This window comes from Streptomyces sp. NPDC000134, assembly GCF_042899225.1.
GTDB lineage: Bacteria > Actinomycetota > Actinomycetes > Streptomycetales > Streptomycetaceae > Streptomyces.
On record NZ_JBIAZN010000016.1, the window covers coordinates 54,942 to 80,732 of the forward strand.

General features: G+C 73.7%; 24 protein-coding genes. 6 read left to right on the plus strand and 18 right to left on the minus strand.

Annotated features, from left to right (window positions below; all coding sequences use genetic code 11):
- Positions 1-47: 47 nt before the first annotated feature.
- The 6 genes from ACFY32_RS23640 to ACFY32_RS23665 form a co-directional block, all read right to left on the minus strand.
- Positions 48-731, minus strand: a complete 684-nt coding sequence (locus ACFY32_RS23640) for a response regulator (RefSeq protein ID WP_359200181.1) — start codon at positions 729-731, stop codon at positions 48-50.
- Positions 728-3,274, minus strand: coding sequence for an ATP-binding protein (locus ACFY32_RS23645; protein WP_390675181.1), 2,547 nt, complete (start codon positions 3,272-3,274; stop codon positions 728-730). The genes ACFY32_RS23640 and ACFY32_RS23645 overlap by 4 nt, the downstream gene beginning before the upstream one ends.
- 132 nt (positions 3,275-3,406) lie before the next feature.
- Positions 3,407-4,099: an ABC transporter ATP-binding protein gene (locus ACFY32_RS23650; RefSeq protein ID WP_359200177.1), complete on the minus strand. Its 693-nt coding sequence runs from the start codon at positions 4,097-4,099 to the stop codon at positions 3,407-3,409.
- A gap of 149 nt (positions 4,100-4,248) precedes the next feature.
- The gene (locus tag ACFY32_RS23655; protein ID WP_390675182.1) at positions 4,249-5,001 is read right to left on the minus strand and encodes a DUF3710 domain-containing protein; all 753 of its coding nucleotides are present in this window, start codon (positions 4,999-5,001) and stop codon (positions 4,249-4,251) included.
- Between the two features lies 1 nt (position 5,002).
- Positions 5,003-5,554: a dUTP diphosphatase gene (dut, locus tag ACFY32_RS23660; protein ID WP_359200173.1), complete on the minus strand. Its 552-nt coding sequence runs from the start codon at positions 5,552-5,554 to the stop codon at positions 5,003-5,005.
- Positions 5,551-6,138, minus strand: a complete 588-nt coding sequence (locus tag ACFY32_RS23665) for a PaaI family thioesterase (RefSeq protein WP_359200171.1) — start codon at positions 6,136-6,138, stop codon at positions 5,551-5,553. The genes dut and ACFY32_RS23665 overlap by 4 nt, the downstream gene beginning before the upstream one ends.
- Before the next feature lie 58 nt (positions 6,139-6,196).
- Here ACFY32_RS23665 and ACFY32_RS23670 point away from each other — a divergent pair, with 58 nt between their 5' ends.
- The gene (locus ACFY32_RS23670; protein ID WP_359200169.1) at positions 6,197-6,667 is read left to right on the plus strand and encodes a DUF3093 domain-containing protein; all 471 of its coding nucleotides are present in this window, start codon (positions 6,197-6,199) and stop codon (positions 6,665-6,667) included.
- A gap of 21 nt (positions 6,668-6,688) precedes the next feature.
- Here the strand turns inward: ACFY32_RS23670 and ACFY32_RS23675 are convergent, their stop codons facing one another.
- From ACFY32_RS23675 to ACFY32_RS23690, 4 genes are all read right to left on the minus strand, one after another.
- Positions 6,689-7,600, minus strand: coding sequence for a hypothetical protein (locus tag ACFY32_RS23675; RefSeq protein WP_359200167.1), 912 nt, complete (start codon positions 7,598-7,600; stop codon positions 6,689-6,691).
- 13 nt (positions 7,601-7,613) lie between these two features.
- Complete coding sequence (locus tag ACFY32_RS23680) at positions 7,614-7,910, minus strand: DUF4193 domain-containing protein (RefSeq protein ID WP_003993510.1); 297 nt, start codon at positions 7,908-7,910, stop codon at positions 7,614-7,616.
- Between the two features lie 439 nt (positions 7,911-8,349).
- Entirely contained in the window at positions 8,350-9,579 is a 1,230-nt protein-coding gene (locus ACFY32_RS23685; RefSeq protein WP_359200165.1) for a HAMP domain-containing sensor histidine kinase, read from the minus strand.
- Positions 9,580-9,585: 6 nt separating this feature from the next.
- The gene (locus ACFY32_RS23690) at positions 9,586-10,239 is read right to left on the minus strand and encodes a response regulator transcription factor (protein WP_071369401.1); all 654 of its coding nucleotides are present in this window, start codon (positions 10,237-10,239) and stop codon (positions 9,586-9,588) included.
- A gap of 446 nt (positions 10,240-10,685) precedes the next feature.
- Between ACFY32_RS23690 and ACFY32_RS23695 the strand changes: the two genes are divergently transcribed.
- Entirely contained in the window at positions 10,686-10,859 is a 174-nt protein-coding gene (locus tag ACFY32_RS23695) for a hypothetical protein (RefSeq protein ID WP_359200162.1), read from the plus strand.
- A gap of 82 nt (positions 10,860-10,941) precedes the next feature.
- On the opposite strand, the gene ACFY32_RS23700 is transcribed toward ACFY32_RS23695, so the two are convergent.
- Both ACFY32_RS23700 and ACFY32_RS23705 read right to left on the minus strand, forming a co-directional pair.
- A complete protein-coding gene (locus ACFY32_RS23700; protein WP_390675223.1) occupies positions 10,942-11,757 on the minus strand; it encodes an inositol monophosphatase family protein in 816 nt (271 codons plus the stop codon).
- Positions 11,758-11,774: 17 nt separating this feature from the next.
- Positions 11,775-12,902 (minus strand): ferrochelatase, encoded by a 1,128-nt coding sequence (locus tag ACFY32_RS23705; RefSeq protein WP_390675183.1) that lies wholly within the window; start codon positions 12,900-12,902, stop codon positions 11,775-11,777.
- Between the two features lie 217 nt (positions 12,903-13,119).
- Between ACFY32_RS23705 and ACFY32_RS23710 the strand changes: the two genes are divergently transcribed.
- Positions 13,120-14,364, plus strand: a complete 1,245-nt coding sequence (locus tag ACFY32_RS23710; RefSeq protein ID WP_359200158.1) for an MFS transporter — start codon at positions 13,120-13,122, stop codon at positions 14,362-14,364.
- The gene (locus ACFY32_RS23715; protein ID WP_359200156.1) at positions 14,318-15,643 is read left to right on the plus strand and encodes a D-arabinono-1,4-lactone oxidase; all 1,326 of its coding nucleotides are present in this window, start codon (positions 14,318-14,320) and stop codon (positions 15,641-15,643) included. The genes ACFY32_RS23710 and ACFY32_RS23715 overlap by 47 nt, the downstream gene beginning before the upstream one ends.
- Here ACFY32_RS23715 and ACFY32_RS23720 read toward each other — a convergent pair.
- A complete protein-coding gene (locus ACFY32_RS23720) occupies positions 15,567-16,442 on the minus strand; it encodes a hypothetical protein (protein WP_359200154.1) in 876 nt (291 codons plus the stop codon). The two genes, ACFY32_RS23715 and ACFY32_RS23720, sit on opposite strands and share 77 nt — an antisense overlap.
- A gap of 439 nt (positions 16,443-16,881) precedes the next feature.
- On the opposite strand from ACFY32_RS23720, the gene sepH reads away from it, so the two are divergent.
- The gene (gene sepH / locus ACFY32_RS23725; protein WP_359200152.1) at positions 16,882-17,931 is read left to right on the plus strand and encodes a septation protein SepH; all 1,050 of its coding nucleotides are present in this window, start codon (positions 16,882-16,884) and stop codon (positions 17,929-17,931) included.
- A gap of 139 nt (positions 17,932-18,070) precedes the next feature.
- Here sepH and ACFY32_RS23730 read toward each other — a convergent pair whose 3' ends face one another.
- Entirely contained in the window at positions 18,071-18,922 is an 852-nt protein-coding gene (locus ACFY32_RS23730) for a sulfurtransferase (protein ID WP_359200150.1), read from the minus strand.
- 296 nt (positions 18,923-19,218) lie between these two features.
- Between ACFY32_RS23730 and ACFY32_RS23735 the strand changes: the two genes are divergently transcribed.
- Positions 19,219-20,022, plus strand: a complete 804-nt coding sequence (locus tag ACFY32_RS23735) for a VOC family protein (protein ID WP_359200148.1) — start codon at positions 19,219-19,221, stop codon at positions 20,020-20,022.
- Positions 20,023-20,097: 75 nt separating this feature from the next.
- On the opposite strand, the gene ACFY32_RS23740 is transcribed toward ACFY32_RS23735, so the two are convergent.
- The 4 genes from ACFY32_RS23740 to ACFY32_RS23755 all read right to left on the minus strand — a co-directional run bounded on the left by ACFY32_RS23740 (position 20,098) and on the right by ACFY32_RS23755 (position 25,789).
- Positions 20,098-20,748 carry a thymidine kinase gene (locus tag ACFY32_RS23740; protein WP_359200146.1) on the minus strand — a complete coding sequence of 217 codons (651 nt, stop codon included), beginning with the start codon at positions 20,746-20,748 and terminating at the stop codon, positions 20,098-20,100.
- A gap of 65 nt (positions 20,749-20,813) precedes the next feature.
- Entirely contained in the window at positions 20,814-22,061 is a 1,248-nt protein-coding gene (locus tag ACFY32_RS23745; protein ID WP_359200144.1) for a nucleotide pyrophosphatase/phosphodiesterase family protein, read from the minus strand.
- Positions 22,061-22,657, minus strand: coding sequence for a DUF5998 family protein (locus tag ACFY32_RS23750; RefSeq protein WP_190205530.1), 597 nt, complete (start codon positions 22,655-22,657; stop codon positions 22,061-22,063). The genes ACFY32_RS23745 and ACFY32_RS23750 overlap by 1 nt, the downstream gene beginning before the upstream one ends.
- 51 nt (positions 22,658-22,708) lie before the next feature.
- On the minus strand, positions 22,709-25,789 hold the full coding sequence (locus ACFY32_RS23755) for a GNAT family N-acetyltransferase (RefSeq protein WP_390675184.1): 3,081 nt from the start codon (positions 25,787-25,789) through the stop codon (positions 22,709-22,711).
- Between the last annotated feature and the right edge of the window lie 2 nt (positions 25,790-25,791).

The window sequence follows — 25,791 nt, forward strand, 5'->3', positions numbered from 1 at the left end:
GGGCGCGCCGGCGGCCATGCGGGCCGTGCCCGGGGCGGCCGGACGGCTCACTTCTCGAACCGGTAGCCCATGCCCGGCTCCGTGATGAAGTGCCGGGGGTGCGAGGGGTCCGCCTCCAGCTTGCGGCGCAACTGGGCCATGTAGACCCGCAGGTAGTTCGTCTCCGTCCCGTACGACGGCCCCCACACCTCCTGGAGCAACTGCCGCTGGCCGACCAGGCGGCCGGTGTTGCGGACCAGCACCTCCAGCAGGTGCCACTCGGTGGGGGTGAGCCGCACGTCCCGGCCGCCCCGGCCGACCTTCTTGGCGGCCAGGTCGACGGTGAACTCCGCGGTCTCGACGATCACCTCGGCCTCGCCGCCGGGGACCGGTTCGGCGCGGCGGACGGCGGCCCGCAGCCGGGCGAGCAGTTCGTCCATGCCGAAGGGCTTGGTGACGTAGTCGTCGGCGCCCGCGTCCAGCGCCTCGACCTTCTCGTCGGAGGAGTGCCGGGCGGAGAGCACCAGGATCGGCACCCGGGTCCAGCCGCGCAGTCCCTTGATCACCTCGACGCCGTCCATGTCGGGCAGGCCCAGGTCGAGGACGACCACGTCGGGGTGGCGGGCGGCGGCCAGTCGCAGGGCGGTGGCGCCGTCGTGGGCGGAGTCCACTTCGTAGTGGCGGGCCCTGAGGTTGATCACGAGGGCCCGCACGATCTGCGGCTCGTCGTCGATCACGAGCACCCGGGTCATGGGGCAGCCTGCCTTTCTGCCGACGGGGCGGCGGCGGGCCGGGCGGACCGCCCGGCCGCGCGGACGGTGAGGACCATGGTGAGGCCGCCGCCGGGGGTGTCCTCGGCCGCCAGGGTGCCGCCCATGGCCTCCGCGAAGCCCCGGGCCACGGCGAGGCCGAGCCCGACCCCGGCGCCGCGCGGGGCGTCGCCGTACCGCTGGAAGGGTTCGAAGATACGTTCCTTCCCCTCGTCCGGCACCCCCGGCCCCCGGTCGACGATCCGGATCTCGACCCGGTCCCCGAGGGCGCTGGCGGCGACGAGGACGCGGTGGCCGGGCGGACTGTACTTGACGGCGTTCTCCACCAGGTTGGCCACCGACCGCTCCAGCAGGCCGGGGTCGACGGCGGCCATGGGCAGCGACTCGGGGATGTCCAGCTCGACGTCGGCCTCGGGAACGCCGCCGAGCGCCATCGGCACCACCTCGTCCACGTCGATCTCGCGGATCAGCGGGGTGACCGTGCCGGTCCGGAGCCGGGACATGTCGAGCAGGTTGCCGACCAGGTGGTCGAGGCGGTCGGCGCCCTCCTCGATGCCCTCCAGCAGTTCCGCCTGATCCTCCTCGGACCAGGCCACGTCGTCGGAGCGGAGGCTGGAGACGGCCGCCTTGATGCCGGCCAGCGGGGTGCGCAGGTCGTGGCTGACGGCGGCGAGCAGGGCGGTGCGGATGCGGTTGCCCTCGGCGAGCGCGCGGGCCCGCTCGGCCTCCTCGCGCAGCTTCCGCCGGTCCAGTACGACGGCGGCCTGGGCGGCGAAGGCGGCGAGCACCCGGCGGTCCTCGGCGGGCAGCACCCGGCCGGTCAGCGCGAGCGCCATGTGGTCGCCGACCGGCATGTCCACATCGGCGTCCTCGGGCCGCTCGACGGAGGGTCCGGGGCCGGCCCGGCCGGCACAGGTCCAGGGGGCCACGTCGTTCTCCCGTTCGAGGAGGGCGGCCGAATCCATGCCGAAGGTCTCGCGGACCCGTTCCAGCAGCGCCTCCAGGCTGGTGTCGCCGCGCAGCACGCTGCCCGCGAGGAAGGAGAGGATCTCCGACTCGGCGCGCAGCCGGGCCGCCTGGTGGGTGCGCCGGGCGGCGAGGTCCACGACGGAGGCCACGGAGACGGCGACGCCGACGAATATCGCCAGGGCGAGGATGTTCTTGGGGTCGGAGATGGTGATCCGGCTGACCGGCGGGGTGAAGAACCAGTTGAGCAGCAGCGATCCGACGGCGGCCGAGGCGAGCGCCGGGTAGAGCCCGCCGAGCAGGGCCGCGGCGACGGTCAGCGCGAGGTAGAGCAGCACGTCGTTGGCGAGCCCGAGGTGGACGCCGCTGAGCACCAGGGTCAGCAGCACCGGGCCGCCGAGGCCGGCCAGCCACCCCCACACCAGCCGGGACCGCCCGAGCCGCGCGCCCCGGGCGACGGGCAGTCCGCGCCCCTTGGCGGCCTCCTCGTGGGTGACGATGTGCACGTCGAGGTCGGGGCCGGACTCGCGGGCGACGGTGGCGCCGACGCCGGGGCCGAAGACGTACTGCCAGCTCTTGCGGCGGGAGGAGCCGAGGACGATCTGGGTGGCGTTGACCCCGCGGGCGAAGTCGAGCAGGGCGGCCGGTATGTCGTCGCCGACCACGTGGTGGAAGGTGCCGCCGAGGTCCTCGGCCAGGGTGCGCTGGACCGCCAGTTCCTTCGGGGAGGCGGCGGTCAGGCCGTCGCTGCGGGCGATGTAGACGGCCAGCACCTCGCCGCCGGCGCCCTTCTCGGCCAGCCGCGCGGCGCGCCGGATCAGCGTCCGGCCCTCGGGGCCGCCGGTGAGGCCGACCACGATCCGTTCCCGCGAGCCCCAGATCCTCGACACCCGGTGGTCGCTGCGGTACCGCTTCAGGTACGCGTCGACCCGGTCCGCGACCCAGAGCAGGGCCAGCTCCCGCAGCGCGGTGAGGTTGCCGGGGCGGAAGTAGTTCGACAGGGCCGCGTCGACCTTGTCGGGCCGGTAGATGTTGCCGTGCGCCATCCGGCGGCGCAGCGCCTCGGGTGACATGTCGACCAGCTCGATCTGGTCGGCGCGCCGCACCACCTCGTCCGGCACGGTCTCCTGCTGCCGTACGCCCGTGATGGACCGGACGACGTCGCCCAGCGACTCCAGGTGCTGGATGTTGACGGTGGAGACCACGTCGATCCCGGCGGCGAGGAGTTCCTCGACGTCCTGCCAGCGCTTGGCGTTGCGGGTGCCGGGGACGTTGGTGTGCGCCAGTTCGTCGACCAGGGCCACGCGGGGGCGCCGGGCCAGCACCGCGTCCAGGTCCAGCTCCGTGAAGCGGGCCCCGCGGTACTCGGTCTCCTGGCGCGGCACCTCCTCCAGGCCGCGCAGCATCACCTCGGTGCGGGGCCGGCCGTGGTGCTCCACGAACGCCACCACGCAGTCGGTGCCGCGCTCCACCCTGCGGTGCGCCTCGGACAGCATCGCGTACGTCTTGCCGACGCCCGGCGCCGCGCCGAGGTAGATCCGTAGCTTGCCGCGTGCCATGGCCTCATCGTCTTTCCGGTCCTCCGGTCGCTGCCGACCGCAGCGTCGACCCTACGGCCAACGGTCCCGGCGGACGCGGGCGGAGGACGGGCGGGAGCGCTCTTTGACGCAACCCTGACGGGGCGCCCGCCGTCAGGCGCCGACGATCTCCCCGTCGCGCAGTTCGAGCACCCGGTCGGCCAGGTCGAGCAGGGTGGCGTCGTGGGTGGCGACCAGGGCGGTGACGTGCTCGCTGCGGACGACCGCGCGCAGCAGTTCCATCATGCCGTGCCCGGTCTCGGCGTCCAGTTGGCCGGTGGGTTCGTCGGCGACGAGCAGCGCGGGCTCGTTGGCCAGGGCGCGGGCCACCGCGACCCGCTGCTGCTGGCCGCCGGACAGCTCACCGGGCCGCTGGGCGGCGTGCTCGGCGAGGCCGACCAGGGAGAGCAGCAGCTCGACGCGTTCCTCGCGCGTCCGGGGGTCGGCCCGGCGCAGCCGCATCGGCACGCCCACGTTCTCGGCGGCCGTGAGGATGGGGATCAGCCCGAAGGACTGGAAGACGAAGCCGATGCGGTCGCGGCGCAGGGCGAGCAGCCCGTCCTCGTCCAGCCCGGCCAGGTCCAGGCCGTCGACGACGACCCGGCCGCGGTCCGGGACGTCGAGGCCGCCGACGATGTTGAGCAGCGTGGTCTTCCCGGAGCCCGAGCGTCCCTCCAGGGCGACGAGTTCGCCGCGCGGCACCTCGAAGGAGACACCGCGCAGCGCGTGCACGGCGGCGCTGCCGCCGCCGTAGGACTTGTGCACGTCCTCGACGCGCACCATGGTCTCGGTGATCACCTGCCGCATGGGCCCTCCCCCGCCGGAACCGGGCGCCAGTATCCCCACCGGGCGCCCGGCCCTTCAATGGCCGGGCAGCGGGAGGAGCCGGGCGTGGGAATGCCGAAGGGCCGCGTACCCCGGCGGGGCGCGGCCCTCGTGACGTGTGCGGCGGCCGGCTAGCGGACCTCGGTGATCTCCGGGCCGCGCTGGAGCTGGCCCATGCCGCCGGAGAAGCGGGAACCTTCCTCCTGCTGGACGCCCTCGGGCACCATCTGCGCGTCGTTCGGCAGCTTGAGGACGATGGGGTCGCGGGGGGCCATCGGACCGTCGCCGCGGACCACGACCGTGTCCCGGAAGATCTGCTCCAGGAGCCCGGCCGCCTGCGGCTGCACCGCGCCCTGGCCGGAAATGACCCCGCGCAGGAACCAGCGGGGGCCGTCCACGCCGACGAACCGCACGACCTGGAAGCCGCCCGTGCCGTCCGGCAACTGCACCGGCACCTGGGCCCGCAGCTCCCAGCCGAGGGGGCCCTCGACCTCGTCGATGATGCCGCCCTGCTGGGTGATGCCGGCCGCGATCTCCTCGCGCACCTCGCCCCAGATGCCCTCGCGCTTGGGCGCGGCGAACGCCTGGAGCTGGATGGCGCTGTCGCGCAGCACCACGGTGGCGGCGACGATCGCGTCGCCCGCGACCTCCACCCGCAGTTCCATGCCGTCGACACCCGGTACGAACAGGCCGCCCAGGTCCACCCGGCCCTCGGCGGGGTCGCGGACCTCGGAGCTGTCCCAGGGGCCGTCGGGCCGCGGTTCGGGCTCCAGCTTCAGCCGCCCGCCCTCGTCGTCCGCCTCGGTGTCGACGCTGTCGACGACCTGCTCGGCCTCGCCGGCCGCGCCCTCGGCGGCATCCCTCTTCTTGCGACGTCCGAACACGTCACTGTCCTTCCCGGTCGGATACGACCGAAGCGTATCGATTCCCACCCGTCGGGCCACCCTCGGCGGCCTGACCGCTTGTGCCGCTTGCCGGGTCCGCCCCGGCGTGCCCGCCGGTGGACCCGAAGCCCCCCTCGGCCCGCGCCGAGCCGGGAAGCTCCGCGACCTGGCGGAAGCGGACCCTCTCGACCTGCTGGACGACCAGTTGGGCAATCCGGTCGAAGCGCTCGAACCGCACGCTCTCGCGCGGGTCGAGATTCACCACGATCACCTTGATCTCCCCACGGTACCCGGCATCAATCGTCCCCGGGGCATTCACGAGGGCGACACCGCAGCGGGCCGCGAGGCCGGAACGGGGGTGCACGAAGGCCGCGTACCCCTCCGGGAGCGCCACAGACACCCCGGTGGGCAGTACGGCCCGCTCCCCGGGCGCCAGTTCGCATCCGACGGTCGTCCGCAGGTCGGCCCCCGCGTCCCCGGGATGCGCGTACGCCGGAAGCGGTACGTCGGGGTCGACGCGGCGGATCAGGACCTCCAGCGGCGCCCGGCTCACGGGTTCACCTCGAAGGCGCGGGCCCGGCGGATCTGGTCGGGGTCGTCCAGCGCGGCCCGGATCTCCTCGGGGCGGCCGTTGGCGGTGAAGTGCTCGACCTTGACCTCGATGAAGAGGGCGTCGGCGCGGACCGCGACGGGACCGTCGGGGCCGCCGGTCCGGCCGGTGGCGGTGGAGTAGATCTTGCGGCCGGCCACCGCGGTGACCTCGGCCGACAGATACAGGGTGGCGCCGACGGGCACGGGCCGTACGAAGTCGGTCTCCAGCCGACCGGTGACGGCGATCGTGCGCAGCAGCCAGTTGAGGGAGCCGAGGGTCTCGTCCAGGGCGCTGGCCAGCACACCGCCGTGGGCGAGGCCGGGGGCGCCCTGGTGGGCGGGGCGGACGGTGAACTCGGCGGTGACGCTCACGCCGTCGCCGGCCCGCGCCTGCAGGTGCAGTCCGTGCGGCTGGTCGCCACCGCAGCCGAAACACTGTCCGTAATGCGCGCCGAGCAGCTCGCCGGGGGCCGGGGCCTCGGGGTGCCGTACGGGCCGCGCGGCGCCGGCGGGCGGGCGGAGGGCTGCGGATGTACCACTACTCACAGCCGCAGACCTTACCCGCGCGTCGGCCGCCTGCCGATCCCATGCCAAGCTTGACGTCATGCAGCTTTCCGCCGCCCCGTACGAAGAACGGCTCACCGCGCCCCGGACCTGGTGGCTGGTCAGCTTCCTGGTGGGGCTCTCGATGGCCCTGGTCCTGCTGCCCTTCGGCACCCTGCCGATGCTCGGCGGGCTGGCCTGCGGGACGGCCGCGGCGGCCGTCGTCGCCAGCGCGTACGGCTCGGTCCGCATCCGCGTGGTGGGCGACTCCCTGATCGCGGGCGAGGCGAAGATCCCGGTGACCGCGCTGGGCGAGGCGGAGGTCCTGGACGCCGCCGAGGCCCGCGCCTGGCGCACGCACAAGGCCGACACCCGCGCCTTCCTGCTGCTGCGGGCCTACATCCCGGGGGCGCTCAAGGTCGAGGTCACCGACCCCGAGGACCCGACGCCGTACCTGTACCTGTCGACCCGCGAGCCCGAGCGCCTGGCGGAGGCCCTGGAGGCGGCGAAGGCGCGGGCGCGGGCCGCCTGAGTCCTCTTCGCCGGGGCGCGCTCAGTGCCCCCGGCCCGGTCCGCCGTCGCCCATCTCCAGGGCGTCCTCGGGGGGCTCCAGGGGCGGCAGCTCCGGCAGGGCGTCCCAGGGGACCTGGACCTTGCGCAGGTCCTGCCGGATGCGGGCGGCCAGCTTGGCGGTGTCGCGGCGGTTCATGACCGCGCCCACGGCGGCGCCCACCATGAACGGCATCAGGTTCGGCAGGTTGCGCACCATGCGTTTCATGATCTGCTGGCGGAGCTGGCGCTTCATCTGGCCGTTCATGGCCGCGCCGAGGGTCGACGGCTTGGTCATGTCGATGCCGCGCTCGTCCGACCAGGAGTTGAGATACGCGGTGCTGCGCTGGGCGAGGCTGCCGGGCGGTCGTACGCCGTAGACCTCGTGGAGTTCGGCGATCAGCTTGAGCTCGATCGCCGCCACACCGGTGACCTCGGCGGCCAGTTCGGTGGGCATCGCGGGCGGCACGGGCAGCATCGCCGCCGCGCCGACGCCCGCTCCGACCGTCGCCGTGCCTCTGGTGGCGCCGGCCACGAGCCGGTCGGCGAGCTGCTCCGGCGGGAGCCCGGGGAACTGGGCGCGCAGGGTCGCCAGATCCCTTACGGGGACCCGCGGGGCGATGTCGATGACGCGGTCGGCGAGGTGCGCCAGGGCCGTCCTGGCGCGGTCGCCGCCCTTGCGGACGCCTTCGGCGGCCTTGTCCCGGAACGCCGCCGCCCGGCGACGGGCAGCGGGCGCGGGGGCCGGTACGGGCGCCGGGAGGTCGGCCCGGTCGCTCGCCGGTTCGAGCGAGGCCGCTCCCGAGGTGGTCGGGCCTCGCTCGTCGTCACGCGCGCCGTCGGGGCCGTCGGACGGCCCCAGGTCCGCTCCCCGCTCGGGGAAGCGGCGCTTCCAGGGAGGGGTCGAGCCAGTCACGGCCGACCCCGCCTCAGTCGCAGTCGCGGCAGATCGGCTGGCCGTTCTTCTCCCGGGCCAGTTGGCTGCGGTGGTGCACCAGGAAGCAGCTCATGCATGTGAACTCGTCCTGCTGCTTGGGCAGTACTCGGACTGCCAGCTCCTCGTTCGAGAGGTCGGCGCCGGGAAGTTCCAGGCCTTCCGCGGCCTCGAACTCGTCGACGTCCACGGCGGAGGCCGACTTGTCGTTCCGGCGGGCCTTCAGTTCTTCGAGGCTGTCCGAGTCGACGTCGTCGTCGGTCTTGCGTGGAGTGTCGTAATCGGTTGCCATGGTCGCTCTCCCCCTCTGGGTGTCTGCGGTGTCTCCAGCGCACGTAACGCGTGAGAGGCCGGACTTGTGCCCGACCCGAGGCGGAGATTTTGCCTCACATCAAGGTCTGTTACTCAATCGACACCCAACCGGACTCCGCTTGAGTGATCGGGTTGGATGGCGATGGGGACCGTACACGGTCCCCATGCCGCACGCCAAAGGCGTCTCACCGTGTACTTCCCGTGATCACGACCCCCGAAAACCAGGATTTTCCCGGCTTTCCGGCAGGCTTCATGATCACGGAGAGTAGATGGCTGGAAAACCTTCTCTGTGATCGATCACACACGCGAGCGCCGGGAGGACGCCCCGAAAATTCCGCGCAAAGCGAACATCCCCGGGTGCCGGCGAAGGTGATCGGCGCAATGATCTCAGATCGGCGGGGCGGCTCGGAGCCACCGGGTCACAGCGGCAGGGTCACCCTCATCACGAGGCCCCCTCCCTCGCGCGGCCGGGCGTAGATGTGCCCGCCGTGCGCCCGAGCCACGGACCGCACGATGGACAGCCCCAGGCCGACGCCCTTGTCGCTGCCGGTCCGCTCGGTGCGCAGCCGCCGGAACGGCTCGAAGAGATTGTCGATCTCGTACGCCGGCACCACCGGGCCCGTGTTCGTGACGGTGAGCACCGCCTGGCCGTGCTGGATCTCGGTGGTGACCTCCACCCAGCCGTCCTCCGGCACGTTGTACCGCACCGCGTTCTGCACCAGGTTCAGGGCGATCCGCTCCAGCAGCACCCCGTTGCCCTGGACGACGGCCGAGACGCGCTCCCCGCGGATCTCCACGCCCTTGGCCTCCGCCTCGCCGTGCACCTGGTCGATGGCCTGCCCGGCGACCTCGGCGAGGTCCACGGGCTTGCGCTCGACTATCTGGTTGTCGCTGCGGGCGAGCAGCAGCAGGCCCTCCACGAGCTGCTCGCTGCGCTCGTTGGTGGCCAGCAGCGTCTTGCCGAGCTGCTGGAGCTCCACGGGCGCGCCCGGATCGGAGAGGTGCACCTCCAGCAGGGTGCGGTTGATGGCGAGGGGGGTGCGCAGCTCGTGCGAGGCGTTGCCGACGAAGCGCTGCTGGGCGGTGAACGCCCGCTGGAGGCGCTCCAGCATGTCGTCGAAGGTGTCCGCCAGCTCCTTCAGCTCGTCGTCGGGGCCGTCCAGCTCGATCCGCCGGGACAGGTCGGAGCCCGCCACCGCGCGCGCGGTGCGGGTGATCCGGCCCAGCGGCGACAGGACCCGGCCGGCCATGGCGTAACCGAACGCGAAGGCGATCACGGCCAGGCCCAGCAGGGTCAGCAGCGAGCGGCTGAGCAGGCTGTCCAGGGCGTGCTGGCGCTGCTCGTTCACGCAGTCGTTCATCGCCGTGTTGAAGACCTCGGGCGTCGCCTTGGTGGGCAGGTTGCACGTGTCGCTGGTGACACTGCCCGAGGTGATCTTGAACGGGAGGTCGCTGCCCGGGTTCAGCGCCTGCGCCGCCAGCAGGTAGATGATCGACAGCAGCAGGATGCCGGCGATCAGGAACATGCCGCCGTACAGCAGCGTAAGCCTTATCCGGATGGTCGGGCGCAGCCACGGGAACGGGGCCGCCGACGGGGGGTCCCAGGTGGGCTTGGGGGGCGCCTGGGGAGGCGCGGGTGTCGCTGCCACGGGCGATCAGATCCGGTAGCCGGAGCCGGGGACGGTGACGATCACCGGCGGCTCGCCCAGCTTGCGGCGCAGGGTCATCACGGTCACCCGGACGACGTTGGTGAACGGGTCGGTGTTCTCGTCCCAGGCCTTCTCCAGGAGCTGCTCCGCGGAGACCACCGCGCCCTCGCTGCGCATCAGCACCTCCAGCACGGCGAACTCCTTCGGCGCGAGCTGCACCTCCCTGCCCTCGCGGAAGACCTCCCGGCGGTTGGGGTCCAGCTTGATGCCGGCGCGCTCCAGGACGGGCGGCAGCGGCACGCTGGTACGCCGGCCCAGGGCGCGCACGCGTGCGATCAGCTCGCTGAACGCGAAGGGCTTGGGCAGATAGTCGTCGGCGCCGATCTCCAGTCCCTCGACCCGGTCGCTGACGTCGCCGGAGGCCGTGAGCATCAGCACCCGCGTGGGCATGCCCAGTTCGACGATCTTGCGGCAGACGTCGTCACCGTGGACGAGCGGGAGGTCGCGGTCGAGGACGACCACGTCGTAGTCGTTGACGCCGATGCGCTCCAGGGCGGCCGCACCGTCGTACACGACGTCGACGGCCATGGCCTCCCGGCGCAGTCCGGTGGCCACCGCATCGGCGAGCAGTTGCTCGTCCTCGACGACGAGTACGCGCACGTCGCTTGTCCTTCCTGTGTCCGCCCGGACGGCCCCCTCGGGGCACGCGCGGGCAGGGGTCCGGGTGAGTGTGTTGCCTCCATCCTGCCCTTTTCGGCCATAAGTCGGGGGTAAGGCGGTCCGCGGCCGCCACGGGCCGGGGGCCCTGTGTTCACCGGTCCGTCACGGGGCAGACGGGCCGGACGGGAATACGGGATTTTCTCGCCCGGTTGAGGTTTCCGCGGAAGGGAGCGGGGGGAGGACGGCTTTACACCCCGCGATCACGCTCTGCCCGTACCGCAGGACCAGCGGTGCGCGGCGACTGTTCGCCGCAGGGCGGGCGCGGGTGTCCGGCACCGTCGCCGCCCGGCCGAGCGGCGCTGGGCACCTGTCGCAGACGTGATCGCCCCTTCCCGACGGCACACCCCCGTGCCATAGACCCACGACCCAGGACGAGGGGGCGCAGCATGGACGCTTTCACCGCAGGACTTCTGCAGCGCATAAAGGCGACCGAGTCCGACCTGTCGCGGGCCCGTGACGAGGGCGACGAGTTCCTCGTCGAGGTGGAACTCGGCGAACTGGACGACCTCCGCCGCCTCGCCGCCGAACATGGCGTGGAGGTAAGCGCGCCCAGCCTCTGACCGGCCCGTGAGCACGAGAACCCCGGCGGGAAACAGCGCCGGGGTTCCTGCTTGTGGGGCCGGGCCGGGCCGCCCGGCGGGGTCAGTCGTGCCAGGCGCCGAGGTCTTCCAGGAGGCCCTGGAGGGGCTCGAAGACGCCCGGGGTGGCCGCGACCGTCAGGTCGTAGGACGGGCGTTCCCCGGGGCGTCCGCCGGTCAGCGCGCCCGCCTCGCGGGCTATCAGGTCGCCCGCGGCGACGTCCCAGGGGTGCAGGCCGCGCTCGTAGTAGCCGTCGAGCCGGCCGGCGGCCAGGTCGCACAGGTCGACCGCGGCCGAACCGCCCCGCCGGATGTCCCGCAGGCGCGGGATGAGCTGCCGGGCGACCTCCGCCTGGTGGGCGCGCACGGCGGTGACGTAGTTGAACCCGGTGGAGACCAGGGCCTGGTCCAGCGGCGGCGCGGGGCGGCAGGCGAGCGCCCGCTCCCCGTCCCAGGGACCCGTCGCCCAAGCGCCGTGACCGCGGACCGCGTGGTACGTCTCCCCGCGCATCGGCGCCGCCACCACCCCGACCACCCGCTCGCCGTCCTGCTCGGCGGCGATGGAGACGGACCAGGTGGGCAGCCCGTACAGGTAGTTGACCGTGCCGTCGAGCGGGTCGATCACCCAGCGGACGCCGCTGGTGCCCTCCGAGGAGGCGCCCTCCTCGCCGAGGAAGCCGTCGTCCGGACGGCGGTCGGCGATCAGCCCGGTGATCAGCTTCTCGGCCGCGATGTCCATCTCGGTGACCACGTCGATCGGGCTGGACTTGGTCGCGGCGACCGCGAGGTCGGCCGGGCGGCCGTCCCGCAGCAGCTCGCCCGCGCGGCGGGCGGCCTCCCGCGCGATCGCGAGCAGCTCGGCGTGCAGGGGGTCGGTCACGTCGGTCACGGGGCTCCTCACGCGTAGGGGCTGTCGGCGCCCGCGGCGGCGGGGCGGGGGGCGCGGGCCGGGCAGCAGCCCACCGGGCAGACGTCGTGGCCGGCGCCCAGCGCGCCCAGGGCGCACCGGGTGACCGCCTGGCCCCGCTCGCCGGCGGCGCGCTCCAGGACCAGGTCGCGGACGGCCGTGGCGAACCGCGGGTCGGCGCCGACGGTGGCCGAGCGGCGCACCGGCAGGCCCAGCTCCTCGGCCTTGGCCTCGGCCTCCGTGTCGAGGTCGTAGAGGACCTCCATGTGGTCGGAGACGAAGCCGATGGGGGCCATCACCACGGCGGGGACGCCGGCCGCCTGCCGCTCCGCCAGGTGGTCACAGATGTCGGGCTCCAGCCACGGGATGTGCGGGGCGCCGGAACGCGACTGGTAGACGAGCTGCCAGGGGTGGTCCACGCCGGTGCGCTCGCGGACCGCGTCGGCGATCAGACGGGCCACGTCCAGGTGCTGCCGGACGTACGCGCCGCCGTCGCCGTGCTCCTCGACGGGGCCGGAGGTGTCCGCGGCGGAGGTCGGGATGGAGTGGGTGGTGAACGCGATGTGGGCACCGTCGCGGACCTCCTCGGGGAGGTCGGCCAGGGAGCGCAGGACGCCGTCGACCATCGGCTCGACGAAGCCCGGGTGGTTGAAGTAGTGCCGCAGCTTGTCGACCCTCGGCGGCTCCAGGCCCTCCTCCTGGAGGGCGGCCAGCGCGTCGGCGAGATTCTCGCGGTACTGGCGGCAGCCCGAGTACGAGGCGTACGCGCTGGTGGCGAGGACGAGGACGCGGCGCCGGCCGTCGCGGACCATCTCGCGCAGGGTGTCCGTCAGGTAAGGCGCCCAGTTGCGGTTGCCCCAGTAGACCGGCAGGTCCAGGCCGTGCTCGGCGAAGTCCTCGCGCAGGGCGTCCAGCAGCGCGCGGTTCTGGTCGTTGATGGGGCTGATCCCGCCGAAGAGGAAGTAGTGCTGCCCCACCTCCTTCAGGCGTTCCTTGGGGATGCCCCGCCCGCGCGTCACGTTCTCCAGGAACGGGACCACGTCGTCGGGGCCTTCCGGGCCGCCGAAGGAGAGCAGCAGCAGGGCGTCGTAAGGGGTGGCGTCAAGCACGTCTGGCATGTCTCGATCCTGCCACCCGGCACTGACAGCCGGGAAACGGCGGGGGATGTCACCTGTGCGCCGACCGGTCCGGGAGGGTGCGTTAGGGTGACCTAAGCAGTAAGCTGTCTTGGCTGCGTTCGAACCTTACTGGGCCTTCTGGCCCGCACCGAGCCGCCCGTGCCGTCGGGGCCGTCCGCGCCCAGTCGCACCGAGCCGTTTTCCTCCGGAGACAACGTTGGCCAGCCCGTACCGCGCCCTGTTCGCCGCCCCCGGCTCCAAGGGCTTCTCCGCCGCGGGCTTCCTCGGCCGGATGCCGCTGTCGATGATGGGCATCGGCGTGGTGACCATGGTCTCGCAGCTCACCGGGCGGTACGGACTGGCCGGTGCGCTCTCCGCCACCATCGCGCTCGCCGCCGCCGTGGCCGGCCCCCAGGTCTCGCGCCTGGTGGACCAGTACGGGCAGCGGCGGGTGATGCGTCCGGCGACCCTGATATCCCTGGCCGCCGCGGCCCTGCTGCTGCTCGCCGCCTCCTACGGGTGGCCGGAATGGGTCCTGTTCGTCGCCTGCGTCGGCATCGGCTGCGTGCCGAGCGTCGGCGCGATGGTGCGGGCCCGCTGGGCGACCCTGTACCGGGGCACCCCCCAGTTGCACATCGCGTACTCCTTCGAGTCCGTCGTCGACGAGGTCTGCTTCATCTTCGGGCCGATCATCTCCATCGGCCTGTCCACCGCCTGGTTCCCGGAGGCCGGACCGCTGCTGGCCGCCTGCTTCCTGGCGGTGGGCGTCTTCTGGCTGACCGCGCAGCGGGCCACCGAGCCGGAGCCGCACCCGCGCGGGCCCAGCGGTGGCGGCAGCGCGCTGCGCTCCCGGGGGCTGCAGGTCTTCGTGGCCACGTTCGTGGCGACCGGGGCGATCTTCGGGGCGGTCGACGTGGTCACCGTCGCCTTCGCCGAGGAGGAGGGGCACAAGGCCGCCGCGAGCCTGGTCCTGGCCGTGTACGCGGGCGGATCGTGCGTGGCGGGCATGGTGTTCGGGCTGCTGCGCTTCGCGGGGGCGCCGGAGCGGCGCTGGCTGCTGGGCGTCTGTGCGATGGCCGTGAGTATGATCCCCCTCCTACTGGTCGGGAACCTGCCGTTTCTGGCCGTGGCGCTGTTCGTTGCGGGTCTGTCCATCGCTCCGACGATGATCACGACCATGTCCCTCATCGAAGAGCACGTACCACGCGCGCAGCTCACCGAGGGCATGACCTGGGTGAGCACCGGGCTCGCGGTCGGTGTCGCGCTCGGTTCCTCCGCGGGGGGCTGGGTGATCGACGCGGCCGGGGCACGCGCCGGGTACGGGGTGCCGGCCGTCGCCGGTGCCGTCGCGGTCACGGTCGGTTTCCTCGGGTACCGCCGGCTCAAGCGGCCGGCCCCGGGTCGGGGAGGGACCGTTGAGCAGCACACGCACGGCGAGCGGGAAGAACGGAACCTGGCGTAACTGGGGAGGCAATGTCTCCGCCCGCCCCGCGCGGGAGGTCGCTCCCGCCTCCGTCGAGGAACTGGCCGAGGCGGTGCGCCGGGCCGCCGAGGACGGGCTGACCGTCAAGGCCGTGGGCACGGGGCACTCGTTCACGTCCATAGCGGCCACCGACGGAGTGTTGATCCGCCCTCAACTGTTGACCGGCATACGCGACATCGACCGCGATGCCATGACCGTCACGGTGGAGGCCGGTACTCCGCTCAAGAGGCTCAACCTGGCGCTCGCCCGCGAGGGTCTGTCGCTGGCCAACATGGGCGACATCATGGAGCAGACCGTCTCCGGGGCGGTCAGCACCGGCACCCACGGCACGGGCCGTGACTCCGGTTCGATCGCCGCCCAGATCCGCGCCCTGGAACTGGTCACCGCCGACGGCTCGGTGCTCACCTGCTCCCCGGCCGAGAACCCGGACGTCTTCGCCGCCGCCCGGATAGGGCTCGGCGCGCTGGGCGTCGTCACCGCGATCACCTTCGCCGTCGAACCGGTCTTCCTGCTCACGGCCCGCGAGGAACCCATGCCGTTCGACCGGGTCCTCGCCGAGTTCGATCACCTGTGGGCGGAGAACGAGCACTTCGAGTTCTACTGGTTCCCGCACACCGGCAGCACCACCACCAAGCGCAACAACCGCAGCGCCGGCCCGGAGCGGCCGGTGGGACGGTTCAAGGGCTGGTTCGAGGACGAGTTCCTCTCCAATGGCGTCTTCCAGGCGGCCAACCTGGTGGGCCGCGCGGTGCCCGCCACGATCCCGGGGATCGCCCGGGTCTCCAGCCGGGCGCTGTCCGCGCGGACGTACACCGACATCCCGTACAAGGTGTTCACCTCGCCGCGCCGGGTGCGGTTCGTGGAGATGGAGTACGCGGTTCCGCGCGAGGCCGTCGTGGACACGCTGCGCGAGCTGAAGGCGATGGTGGACCGCTCGCCGCTGCGGATCAGCTTCCCCGTCGAGGTGCGCACCGCCCCGGCCGACGACATCACGCTGTCCACCGCGTCCGGCCGGGACACCGCCTACATCGCCGTCCACATGTTCCGGGGGGCGCCCTACCGGTCGTACTTCACGGCCGCCGAGCGTCTCTTCGTCGCGCACGAGGGGCGGCCGCACTGGGGGAAGGTGCACACCCGGGACGCCGAGTACTTCTCCCGGGTGTATCCGCGCTTCGGTGAGTTCACGGCGCTGCGGGACCGTCTTGACCCTGATCGCCGCTTTGCGAACGACTACTTGCGGAGGGTGCTGGGGCCGTAGCCGAGCCGCCGGGGCCGGCGGTCGGGTCCTGGCCGCCGGTGGCGGTCGGCGCCGGTGTCGTGGACCGCGTACCGCCGTCCTGCTCGGAGCTGTCGCCCGGCGAGGTGCCCGCGTCACCGCTCGCCGAGCCGGACGGGGTGGCCGCCGGACCGGTGCCGGACCCGGTGCCGTCCGGGCCGGGGCTCGGGGAGGTCGTGGCGTCCCCGGAGCCGTCCGGGCCCCCGGAACCGCCCGGCTCGTCCTGGTCGTCCTGGTCGTCCGGGTCGCCGGAGTCCGACGAGGACTTGCCGTGGCCGGACAGGGCGTCGCCGACGGTCGTGCTCGCGCCGCCGCTCAGGTTGTGACCGGAGACGAGTTCGTAGGCGGTTATGCCGCCCATGGTCACGCCGAAGACCAGGGCGGCGGCGATCACCGGCCGCTTCCAGCTCCTGACCCGCGCTCGGTAGACCGTGCCCTCGCCGAACTCCCCCGTGAGCGACGGGCCGGACGCCACGTCCGCCGTCACCAGGGGTCGCTCGGCGGTGCGCTTGACCTTCCACTGCTCGCCCGTGCGCCTGAAGAAGTGCTGGAAGACCGTGCCGCCGCAGGTCGCGATGGCACTGACCAGACCGGCGCCGAGGATCGTGCCGTACACCCCGAAGGACGAGGCCAGCTTGGCGGCCACCACGGCCGCCAGGGCACTGCCCGCCACCTGGGGCACGCTCAGGTCGATCCGCCCGCGCCCCGCGGAGCCGTCGGCTCCCGTACCACTCCCCTCCCGGGTCTCCGCCTCGCCTGTGACACCGGACCTTTCGCGCATATACGGACCTTGCCCTGTCTTTCCGTACGTGATCCAACAACTACACGAGAAGGGGACGTAGGGACGAAACCATTAGTTCCGTTTCTGGGGATTGCGTGAAGTAGGCCACGTCCAAGATCGCCGGACACAAGTTGGACGGCGTGCCAATCCACGCACGTGGCCCAAATGGAGTACTGTTGCGAGCCCTGGGCCCGGTCTCCCGTCCGGGGGCACGGGGCCCGCAAGGTCCGCCGGGAGGGGGGCAGGGTGCACAGGGTGACGGAGTTGGTCACTTAGCGTTGCGAACAGGTAACCGTGCCATAACGGCGATCCAGGGCCACCGCCCGACACGCCGGGCAACTCGGCAAGGTTGTGGCAGGCTGCACCCGGGCAGGCCACACTCGACAGAGCGGAAGCAGCGACGCACGTGACGTCGGCAGGCACCACCCGGGAGGTCCCCATGCCCGAACTGCGTGTCGTGGCCGTCTCGAATGACGGCACACGGCTGGTGCTGAAGGCTGCGGACAGCACGGAGTACACGCTTCCGATCGACGAACGGCTCCGCGCCGCCGTGCGCGGCGACCGTCCCCGCCTCGGCCAGATCGAGATCGAGGTGGAGAGCCACCTCCGCCCCCGCGACATCCAAGCGCGGATACGAGCCGGCGCGACCGCGGAAGAGGTCGCCCAGATGGCCGGCATCCCCGTCGACCGCGTTCGCCGTTTCGAGGGACCCGTGCTCGCCGAGCGCGCCTTCATGGCCGAGCGGGCCCGCAAGACCCCCGTGCGCCGCCCCGGCGAGAACTCCGGCCCGCCCCTCGGCGAGGCCGTGCAGGAGCGGCTGCTGATCCGCGGCGCCGAGAAGGACACCGTCCAGTGGGACTCCTGGCGCCGCGACGACGGCACCTGGGAGGTCCTCCTCGTCTACCGGGTCGCGGGCGAACCGCACTCGGCGAGCTGGACCTACGACCCGCCCCGGCGGCTCGTCCAGGCCGTCGACGAGGAAGCGCGCGCCCTCATCGGCGAGTCCGACGACCTGGCCGCGCCCGAGCCCAGCTTCCCCTTCGTGCCGCGCATCGCCCGGCTGCCGCGCGACCGGCCGCTGGACCGGCCCGGCGACCGCGAGCGGCCCGGCCTGCCCGCGCAGCCGACCGAACCGGCCGCCGAGGAGACCGCGAGCGAGCGGGACTCGCTGACCAGCCTGCTGGAGGCGGTGCCGAGCTTCCGGGGCGACCTGGTCGTCCCCGAGCGCCCGGTGTCCGCGCCGGAGCCCCCGGCGGAGCCGGTCGAGGAACCGGTCGCCGAGGAGCCCCCGGCCCCCGCGGCGTCGGCCGGTGCCGGCTCCGCCTACGCCGATGTGCTCATGCCGCGCTCCGTCGGCAGCCACCGGGACCGCCTGACCGGCTCCACCGACCGCCAGGCCGAGGCGGACGGCGTCCGTCCGGGACGCCGGGCGGCGGTGCCGAGCTGGGACGAGATCGTGTTCGGTACGCGGCGCAAGAAGCAGGAGTAGCACGTCGTAAGTGGCTGGAGGGGCCGCACCCCGGGCGGGGTGCGGCCGTTCTCGTACTGCGGCCGTTCCCGTACGGCGGTCGTTCCCGTACGGCGGTCTCCCGTACGGCGGTCCTTCCCGTACGGCGGTCCTTTTCGTACTACTGCGGGTCCGGGCCCACGGCCACCGGGCGGTCCGGGTTGGCGGACCACTCCGACCAGGACCCCGCGTAGAGCGCGGCCGGCACCCCGGCCACCGCCAGTGCCAGTACCTCGTGGGCGGCGGAGACGCCCGAGCCGCAGTACACGCCCACCTCGGTGCCCCCCGTGACGCCCAGCGCCTCGAACCGGGACCTGAGTTCCCCGGCGGGCAGGAACCGGCCGTCCGGGCCCACGTTCCGCGTGGTCGGCGCCGACACCGCGCCCGGGATGTGCCCGCCCACCGGGTCGATCGGCTCGACCTCGCCCCGGTACCGCTCCCCCGCGCGGGCGTCCAGCAGCAGCCCCGACCGGGCCAGCGCCGCGGCGGCGTCCGCGTCGAGCAGGCCCGACCCGCCCGGCACCGGCTCGAAGTCGCCCGGCTCGGGGTGCGGCACCTCCGTCGACAGCGGGCCCTGCCAGGCCGCGAGGCCGCCGTCGAGGACCCGCACGTCCGGGTGACCCGTCCAGCGCAGCAGCCACCAGGCGCGTGCCGCCGCCCAGCCCTGCCCGCCGTCGTACACGACCACCGGCCGGTCCGCCGACACGCCCGCGCGGCGCATCGCGGCACCGAACTCCGCGAGGTCCGGCAGCGGATGCCGGCCGCCCCGGCCGGGCGGGGCCGCGAGTTCCCGGTCCAGGTCGACGAAGACGGCGCCGGGAAGGTGACCGGCCGCGTACTCGGCCCGGCCGTCGAAGGGGGGCGCGCCGGTCGCCTTGGCCATGCTGAGCTGCCAGCGGACGTCGAGCAGGACCGGCGGCCGGGCACCCGCCAGGTCGCTCGCGAGTTCGGATGCGGAAATGATGACGTTCATGGCCACCATCCTGGCCCACCGGGTGGCCGCCGGGGCATTGTCGGGCTACTCTGCCCGCCGGGCAGCCCTGGTCACCCCGAGTGCGGGACCGAGCACGTGCTGTACATCCGGGCAGTATCTGTCAGCCCTCGCGCGGAAACGGCCGGGGCACCTCCGGGCGGCGTCCGCCGACGGGCGGACCGTCCCAGGGTGGGCCCGGAGCGCGCGTGAGCGGGGGGCCGGTGCCGGCATCGGCGACGGGGGCCGTCCGAGCGGAAGCGACACGGCCACCGTGAGGGGCCGGGAGAAGAGTGACGATGACCGATGTACGGGGACCGGCCGGCCGGGCCGGTGATCCGCCCGCCCGGCTCGCGCCCGGCACACCCTGCTGGGTGAGTCTGATGGTGCACGGGCTGGCCGCCACCCAGGAGTTCTACGCAGCGCTGTTCGACTGGGAGTTCCGGCCCGGTCCCCAGCAGCTCGGCCCCTATGTGCGGGCCCTGCTCGGCGGGCGGGAGGTGGCGGGCATCGGCCAGTCGCCGACCGACCGGCACCTGCCCGTCGCCTGGACGCCGTACCTCGCCTCCGACGACGTGGACCGCACGGCCGCCACGGTCCGGATCTGCGGGGGCACGATCGGCGTGGGGCCGCTGGACGCGGCCGAGGCCGGGCGGATGGCGATCGGCTCCGACCCGGCGGGCGCCGTCTTCGGCGTCTGGCAGGCCGCGGCCCACCTGGGCACCGCCCTCACCGGGGTGCCGGGCACGCCCGCCTGGAACGAACTGATGACCTACGAGACGGCCGGGGTCGCCAAGTTCTACGAGAACGCCTTCGGGCACGCCCGGGACCCGGTGGACTCCGCCGGCTCCGACTACGTCGTCCTGCGCGTCGGCGGCCGGCCCGTCGCCGGTATCCACGGGGTGGGCAACGCCCTGCCGCGCGACCGGGGGCCGCACTGGGTGACGTACTTCGAGGCCGCCGACGTCGACGAGAGCGTGGCGCGGCTGGCCGGCCTGGGCGGGCAGGTGCTGCGGCCGGTGCGGGAGACCTCGCGGGGGCGGGCGGCCATGGTGGCCGACCCGGAGGGGGCGCGGTTCGCGCTGTTGCAGAGCGCGGGGTGAGCACAGGGCTGAGCGCAGGGCGCGGGCGCCGCGCGCTCCGGCGCTCGGGCGGTCGACGCCCAGCAGTGGGACCGTTCAGGCGTTCGACATCGGGAGTACGTCCGGCGACAGGGCCGCCGCGCGGGCCGAGGCCGCCGTCATGCGGCGCCGGTGGTGACGCCGGCAGAGCACCTCGTAGCCGATCTCGTCGGAGGAGTGGGTCACATCGCCGACGACCACCTGGGCGCCCTCGACCACCATGACACCGCCCAACGTACGGGCGTTGTGCGTGGCGCGGGCCCCGCACCAGCACAGGGCCTCCACCTGGAGCACCTCCACGCGGTCGGCGAGTTCGACCAGCCGCTGGGAGCCCGGGAACAGCTTGGAGCGGAAGTCGGTGGTGATGCCGAAGGCGTACACGTCCAGGTCGAGGTCGTCGACCACGCGGGCGAGCTGGTCGATCTGCTCGGGCGCCAGGAACTGCGCCTCGTCGGCGATCACGTAGTCCGCCCGGCCGCCCCGCGAGAGGTGGTCGACCAGATGCGCGTACAGGTCGGCGCCGTCCTCGACCTCGACCGCGTCGGTGACCAGGCCGAGCCGTGAGGAGAGCTTGCCCTCGCCCGCGCGGTCGTCGCGCGTGAAGATCATGCCGGCCAGGCCGCGCGCCGAGCGGTTGTGCTCGATCTGGAGAGCCAGTGTCGACTTCCCGCAGTCCATCGTTCCGGAGAAGAACACCAGCTCGGGCATGACAGGGCGAACACCTTTCGGCGGGGTCGGACGGGACCTGGGGGCTGCGGAGGTCCCCGGGGGTTTCAGGAGCGTACTTCGAGCAGGGGGACCAACTGCTCGGCAGGGGTCATCGAGCCGTGGTTGCCGACCATCGCCGACTCCTTCGGCTCCCGCTCGGAGGCGATGAGCAGCACGTCGTCCCGGGCGGCGGCGATCACGTCGCCGATGCGGTCGTACACACGCGCGTCCACGTGCGGGCCGAACCAGCCCGCCGCGATCGCCTCGTCCCGCGAGGCCACCCAGAACTGCTCGCCGAGCACCTCCCGCCAGCAGGCCAGTACGTCGTCGGCGGCGCCCGGCACGGCGTAGACATGTCGGGCGCGGCCCTCGCCGCCGAGGAGGGCGACGCCGGCCCGCAGCTCCCAGTCCGCGTCGAAGTCGATGCGGTGCTCCTCGTCGAAGGGCACGTCGATCATGCCGTGGTCGGCGGTGACGTAGAGCACGCTGCGCGGGGGCAACTGCTCGGCCAGCCGCTGGACGAGCAGGTCGACGCGGCCGAGCTGGCCGCGCCAGGAGTCGGAGTCGACGCCGAAGCGGTGTCCGGCGCCGTCGACCTCGGAGTAGTACGTGTAGACCAGGGAGCGGTCGCCGGCGGCCAGTTGCTCGGCGGCCAGGTCCATGCGCTCCTCGCCGGGGAGCCGGCCGAGGAAGGTGCCGCCGCTGAGCGCGACCTTGGTCAGCGGGGTGTTCTGGAAGGTCGGGGCGGAGACCTGCACGGCGTGCACGCCCGCGTCGTGCGCCAACTGGAAGACGGTGGGGCGCGGCTGCCAGAGGTGCGGGTCGGTCCAGGGCTGCCAGCGCAACTGGTTCATCAGCTCGCCGGTGGCGGGGTTGCGCACGGTGTAGCCGGGCAGGCCGTGGGCGCCGGGGGGCAGGCCGGTGCCGACCGAGGCCAGCGAGGTGGCGGTCGTCGCCGGGTAGCCGGCCGTGATGGGGCGCCCGGTGCCGCCGCGCGAGCTGCCGAGCAGCGAGGTCATGAAGGGGGCGTACTCGGGGTGCGCGCGGAGCTGCTCCCAGCCGAGGCCGTCGATCAGGAAGACGCACGCGCGGTCGGCCGGGGCCAGCTCGCCGATCGCCGCGGTCATGCCGGGGACGGCCATGCCGGCGGCGAGGGTGGGCAGCAGATCGGCGAGCGAGCCGCTGCCGTACTCGGGCACGGGCGCGGAGCCGATGGGGAGCGGCTCGGGGTCGGTGTCCCAGGCGGTGGCCGGCGGCGGGGCGGACGCGGGGCGTCCCCGGTCGTGGGCGGCGTAGGGAGAGGGGCGGGACATCAGCGGCCGGTGTCCGCGGTCGCCTCGGAGAGTGCCTGGGCGAAGGCGAGCGCCTGGCGTACCGTCTCGGGGCCGTCGCCGGCCTCGCTGACCCGCAGGCTGAGGTCGTCGGCGGTGGAGCTGCCCGTGTAGCCGTGGTCCGCCTCGCAGTTGGGGTCGCCGCAGGCGGCGGGCTCCAGATCGATCCGGGAGACGGCGCCCCAGCCGATGGTCAGCACGATCTCGCGGGGCAGCGTGCCCGGCGTGTACTGCTCGGGGTTGGCGACCACCCGGCTGACCACGATGGAGGAGATCCGGCCGAGCTTGACGGACTCCGTGGACGTCGTGGCGTACGGCGTCGGGGAGGTGTCGTCGGCGGCCTGCTCGTCGGTGTGGCTGACGATGAAGCGGTGGTCGGTGAGGACGAGCACCGTCACATGCCGGCGCACCTCGTTCTGATCGAACGTGGTCTCCTGGTGGACCAGGTACGACCGCATGGGCTCGCCGCCCACGGCGGCCTCCACCGCCTCGGCCACGAGGGCCGGGTAGTAGCCGCTGCGCTCGATCGCCGCACGCAGCCCCTGGGTCGTCGTACTGGTCTTGGCCATGCCGTCCATCCTACGGGGGACCACTGACTGCCAGACACGGTCGTGCGCTCCTGGTGCCGGTCAGTACGCCGGGAGCGTACGGGGGCCGAGGTCGTCCCTGGCGGGCGGCGGGGCGAGGCGGACCGAGGCGCCGAGGACGCTCAGGCCGCGCGGGGCGACGACCACCGGTTCCAGCGTGACCGCGACGACCTCGGGGTGGTCGTCGACCAGGCGGGAGACCCGCAGCAGCAGTTCCTCCAGGGCGGCGCTGTCGACCGGGGCGGAGCCGCGCCAGCCGAACAGCAGCGGAGCGGTCCGGATCGAACGGACGAGCGAGATGGCTTCCCGGTCGGTGACCGGGATCAGGCGGTGCGCCACATCGCCCAGCAACTGGGTGGCCGCCCCCGCCAGACCGAAGGAGAGCACCGCCCCGGCCGCCGGGTCGATGACCGCGCGGACGACCGTGTCGACCCCGCGCGGTGCCATCCGCTGCACCACCGGCCGCAGCTCCGCCGGCGCGCCGAACAGCCCGGTCAGCTCCTCGTACGCCCGGCGCAGTTGCCCCTCGTCCGCCAGGTCCAGGCGTACGCCGCCCAGGTCGGCGCGGTGCCGCAGGTGCGGGGCGGTGGCCTTGAGGGCGACCGGGTAGCCGAGGGCGGTCGCGGCGGCGACGGCCTCGTCGGGGGTGGGGGCGGGCAGGGCGCGGTGGACCTCGATGCCGTACCGGCCGAGCAGTGCGCAGGTCTCCGCCGGGCCGAGCGTGAGGCCCTGCCCGCGGGCGAGGAGGGTGCCGATCTGCTCGGCGGCGCCTTTCTCGTCGATGTCCTCGTACTCCGGGACCTTGCCGGGGTCGGCGGCGTCGCGCCGCCACTGCGCGTAGGCGACGGCCTGCGCGAGGGCCCGGACGGCCCGCTCGGCGGCGGGGTAGGCGGGGATGAGGTGGGTGCCTTCGGGGGGGTTGGGGGCGGGGGGTGCCGCTGTGGGGGGTGTTCGGGTGGAGGGTGGCTGGGCGGGGAGTGGCTCGGTGGGAGGTGCCGCCCCGGGGGAGGGCGGGCCGGCCTCCACGGCGGGCGCGGGCGCGGGCACGGGCGCGGGCGCCGGCACGGGTGGCGGGCCCGGCTCGGGTGCCGTGCCGGGCGTCGGTCCGGGGGCCGTGGCCGGTGTCGGTGCCGGTCCGGCGGCCGAGGCGGGTGTCGGTGCCGGTCCGGCGGCCGAGGCCGGTGTCGGTGCCGGTCCGGCGGCCGAGGCCGGTGTCGGTCCGGCGGCCGTGGCCGGTGGCGGTGGCTGCGGGGCCGTGCTGGTCGCCGCCGAGAGGGCCTCGGCGAGGCCGCCCAGTTCGACGTGGACCACCAGGACCGGCTTGGTGGGGACGGCGGCCGCCGCCGACCGCAGGGCGTGGGCCAGGGCCGCGTCGCCCGCCGAGCCCTCGCCGAGCGAGGGGATCGCGGTCACGACCACGGCGTCGCAGGTGTCGTCGGCCAGCGCCCGGGACAGCGCCGCGCGGAAGTCCTCCGGGGTGGCCGCCGTCGTCAGGTCGCGCGGCGGCAGCGGGCGCAGGCCCTCGGAGAGACACGCGTCGTAGGTGAGCAGGCCCAGGGACTCGGAGTTCCCGAGGATCGCCACCCGGGGCCCGGCGGGCAGCGGCTGGCGGGCCAGCAGCAGGCCCGCGTCGACCAGTTCGGTGATCGTGTCGACCCGGATCACGCCGGCCTGCCGCAGCAGCGCGGAGACCGTCGCGTGCGGCAGGCGCGTGGCGCGTACGGCGTGCCCCTGCGGTGCCGCGCCGCCGTGCCGGGCGCCCTGCACGACGACCAGTGGCTTGGCGGCGGCCGTCCGGCGGGCCAGGCGCGTGAACTTGCGCGGGTTGCCGATGGACTCCAGGTACATCAGGGCGACGTCGGTGTCCGGGTCGTCGTACCAGTACTGGAGCACGTCGTTGCCCGAGACGTCGGCCCGGTTGCCGGACGAGACGAAGGTGGAGACGCCGGTGACGCCGGTGACGCCGCCGCCGCGCCGGTGCAGCCGGGAGAGCAGGGCGATGCCGATGGCGCCGGACTGGGCGAACAGCCCGATCCGGCCGGTGCGCGGCATCTCGGGCGCGAGGGAGGCGTTGAGCCGCACCTCGGGGGAGGTGTTCACGATGCCGAAGGCGTTGGGGCCGATGATGCGCATCCCGTACGCGCGGGCGTGCCGCACGAGGGCGCGCTGGCGCTCGCGTCCGTCGGGGCCGCTCTCGGCATACCCGGCGGAGATCACCACCAGGCCCTGCACGCCGTGCTCGCCGCACTCGGCGACCACCTCGGGGACGTGCTCTGCGGGGACGGCGACGACCGCCAGGTCGACGGGCCCGTCGATGTCCCGCACCGAGCGGTGGGCGGGCACGCCGTCCAGGTCCTCCTGGTCCTCGGGGAAGGCGCGGTTCACGGCGTACAGCCTGCCGGTGAAGCCCGCGTCCCGGATGTTGCCGAGGACGCCGCGGCCCACGCCGCCGGGTGTGCGTCCGGCGCCGACGACGGCGACCGAGCCGGGCGTGAGCAGCCGCCGTACCGAGCGTGCCTCGGCGCGCTGTTCGCGTGCGTACTGCACGGCGAGGGAGCGGTCGGTGGGTTCGAGGTCGAACTCCAGGCGGACCACGCCGTCCTCGAAGCTGCGCTTCTGGGTGTACCCGGCGTCCATGAACACCTTGATCATCTTGGTGTTGGCGGGCAGTACCTCGGCGGCGAAGCGGCGGATGCCGCGCTCCCGCGCGACGGCCGCGATGTGTTCGAGGAGGGCGGAGGCGACACCCCGTCCCTGGTGGGCGTCCTGCACCAGGAAGGCGACCTCGGCCTCGTCGGCCGGTGCGGTGGCGGGCGTCCCGTCGGCGCCGATGCGGTCGTACCGCACGGTCGCGATGAACTCGCCGCCCACCGTGGCCGCGAGCCCCACCCGGTCCACGAAGTCGTGGTGCGTGAAGCGGTGGACGTCCTTGGCGGACAGGCGGGGGTACGGTGCGAAGAAGCGGTAGTACTTCGACTCGTCGGAGACCTGCTCGTAGAAGCTGACCAGGCGGTCGGCGTCGTCGACGGTGATCGGGCGGACGCGTGCGGTGCCGCCGTCGCGCAGCACCACGTCGGCCTCCCAGTGGGCGGGGTACTCGTGCCGGTCCGACGAGGTCTGCATGG

Bases quoted from the DNA above. Each gene is read 5' to 3' on its own strand.
- ACFY32_RS23755 (WP_390675184.1), bottom strand. From the start codon at position 25,789: ATGCAGACCTCGTCGGACCGGCACGAGTACCCCGCCCACTGGGAGGCC.
- ACFY32_RS23670 (WP_359200169.1), top strand. From the start codon at position 6,197: ATGCAGCTTTCCGCCGCCCCGTACGAAGAACGGCTCACCGCGCCCCGG.
- ACFY32_RS23730 (WP_359200150.1), bottom strand. From the start codon at position 18,922: ATGAACGTCATCATTTCCGCATCCGAACTCGCGAGCGACCTGGCGGGT.
- ACFY32_RS23705 (WP_390675183.1), bottom strand. From the start codon at position 12,902: ATGCCAGACGTGCTTGACGCCACCCCTTACGACGCCCTGCTGCTGCTC.
- ACFY32_RS23735 (WP_359200148.1), top strand. From the start codon at position 19,219: ATGACCGATGTACGGGGACCGGCCGGCCGGGCCGGTGATCCGCCCGCC.
- sepH (WP_359200152.1), top strand. From the start codon at position 16,882: ATGCCCGAACTGCGTGTCGTGGCCGTCTCGAATGACGGCACACGGCTG.
- ACFY32_RS23695 (WP_359200162.1), top strand. From the start codon at position 10,686: ATGGACGCTTTCACCGCAGGACTTCTGCAGCGCATAAAGGCGACCGAG.
- ACFY32_RS23645 (WP_390675181.1), bottom strand. From the start codon at position 3,274: ATGGCACGCGGCAAGCTACGGATCTACCTCGGCGCGGCGCCGGGCGTC.
- ACFY32_RS23720 (WP_359200154.1), bottom strand. From the start codon at position 16,442: ATGCGCGAAAGGTCCGGTGTCACAGGCGAGGCGGAGACCCGGGAGGGG.
- ACFY32_RS23640 (WP_359200181.1), bottom strand. From the start codon at position 731: ATGACCCGGGTGCTCGTGATCGACGACGAGCCGCAGATCGTGCGGGCC.
- ACFY32_RS23650 (WP_359200177.1), bottom strand. From the start codon at position 4,099: ATGCGGCAGGTGATCACCGAGACCATGGTGCGCGTCGAGGACGTGCAC.
- ACFY32_RS23745 (WP_359200144.1), bottom strand. From the start codon at position 22,061: ATGTCCCGCCCCTCTCCCTACGCCGCCCACGACCGGGGACGCCCCGCG.
- ACFY32_RS23680 (WP_003993510.1), bottom strand. From the start codon at position 7,910: ATGGCAACCGATTACGACACTCCACGCAAGACCGACGACGACGTCGAC.
- ACFY32_RS23740 (WP_359200146.1), bottom strand. From the start codon at position 20,748: ATGCCCGAGCTGGTGTTCTTCTCCGGAACGATGGACTGCGGGAAGTCG.
- ACFY32_RS23750 (WP_190205530.1), bottom strand. From the start codon at position 22,657: ATGGACGGCATGGCCAAGACCAGTACGACGACCCAGGGGCTGCGTGCG.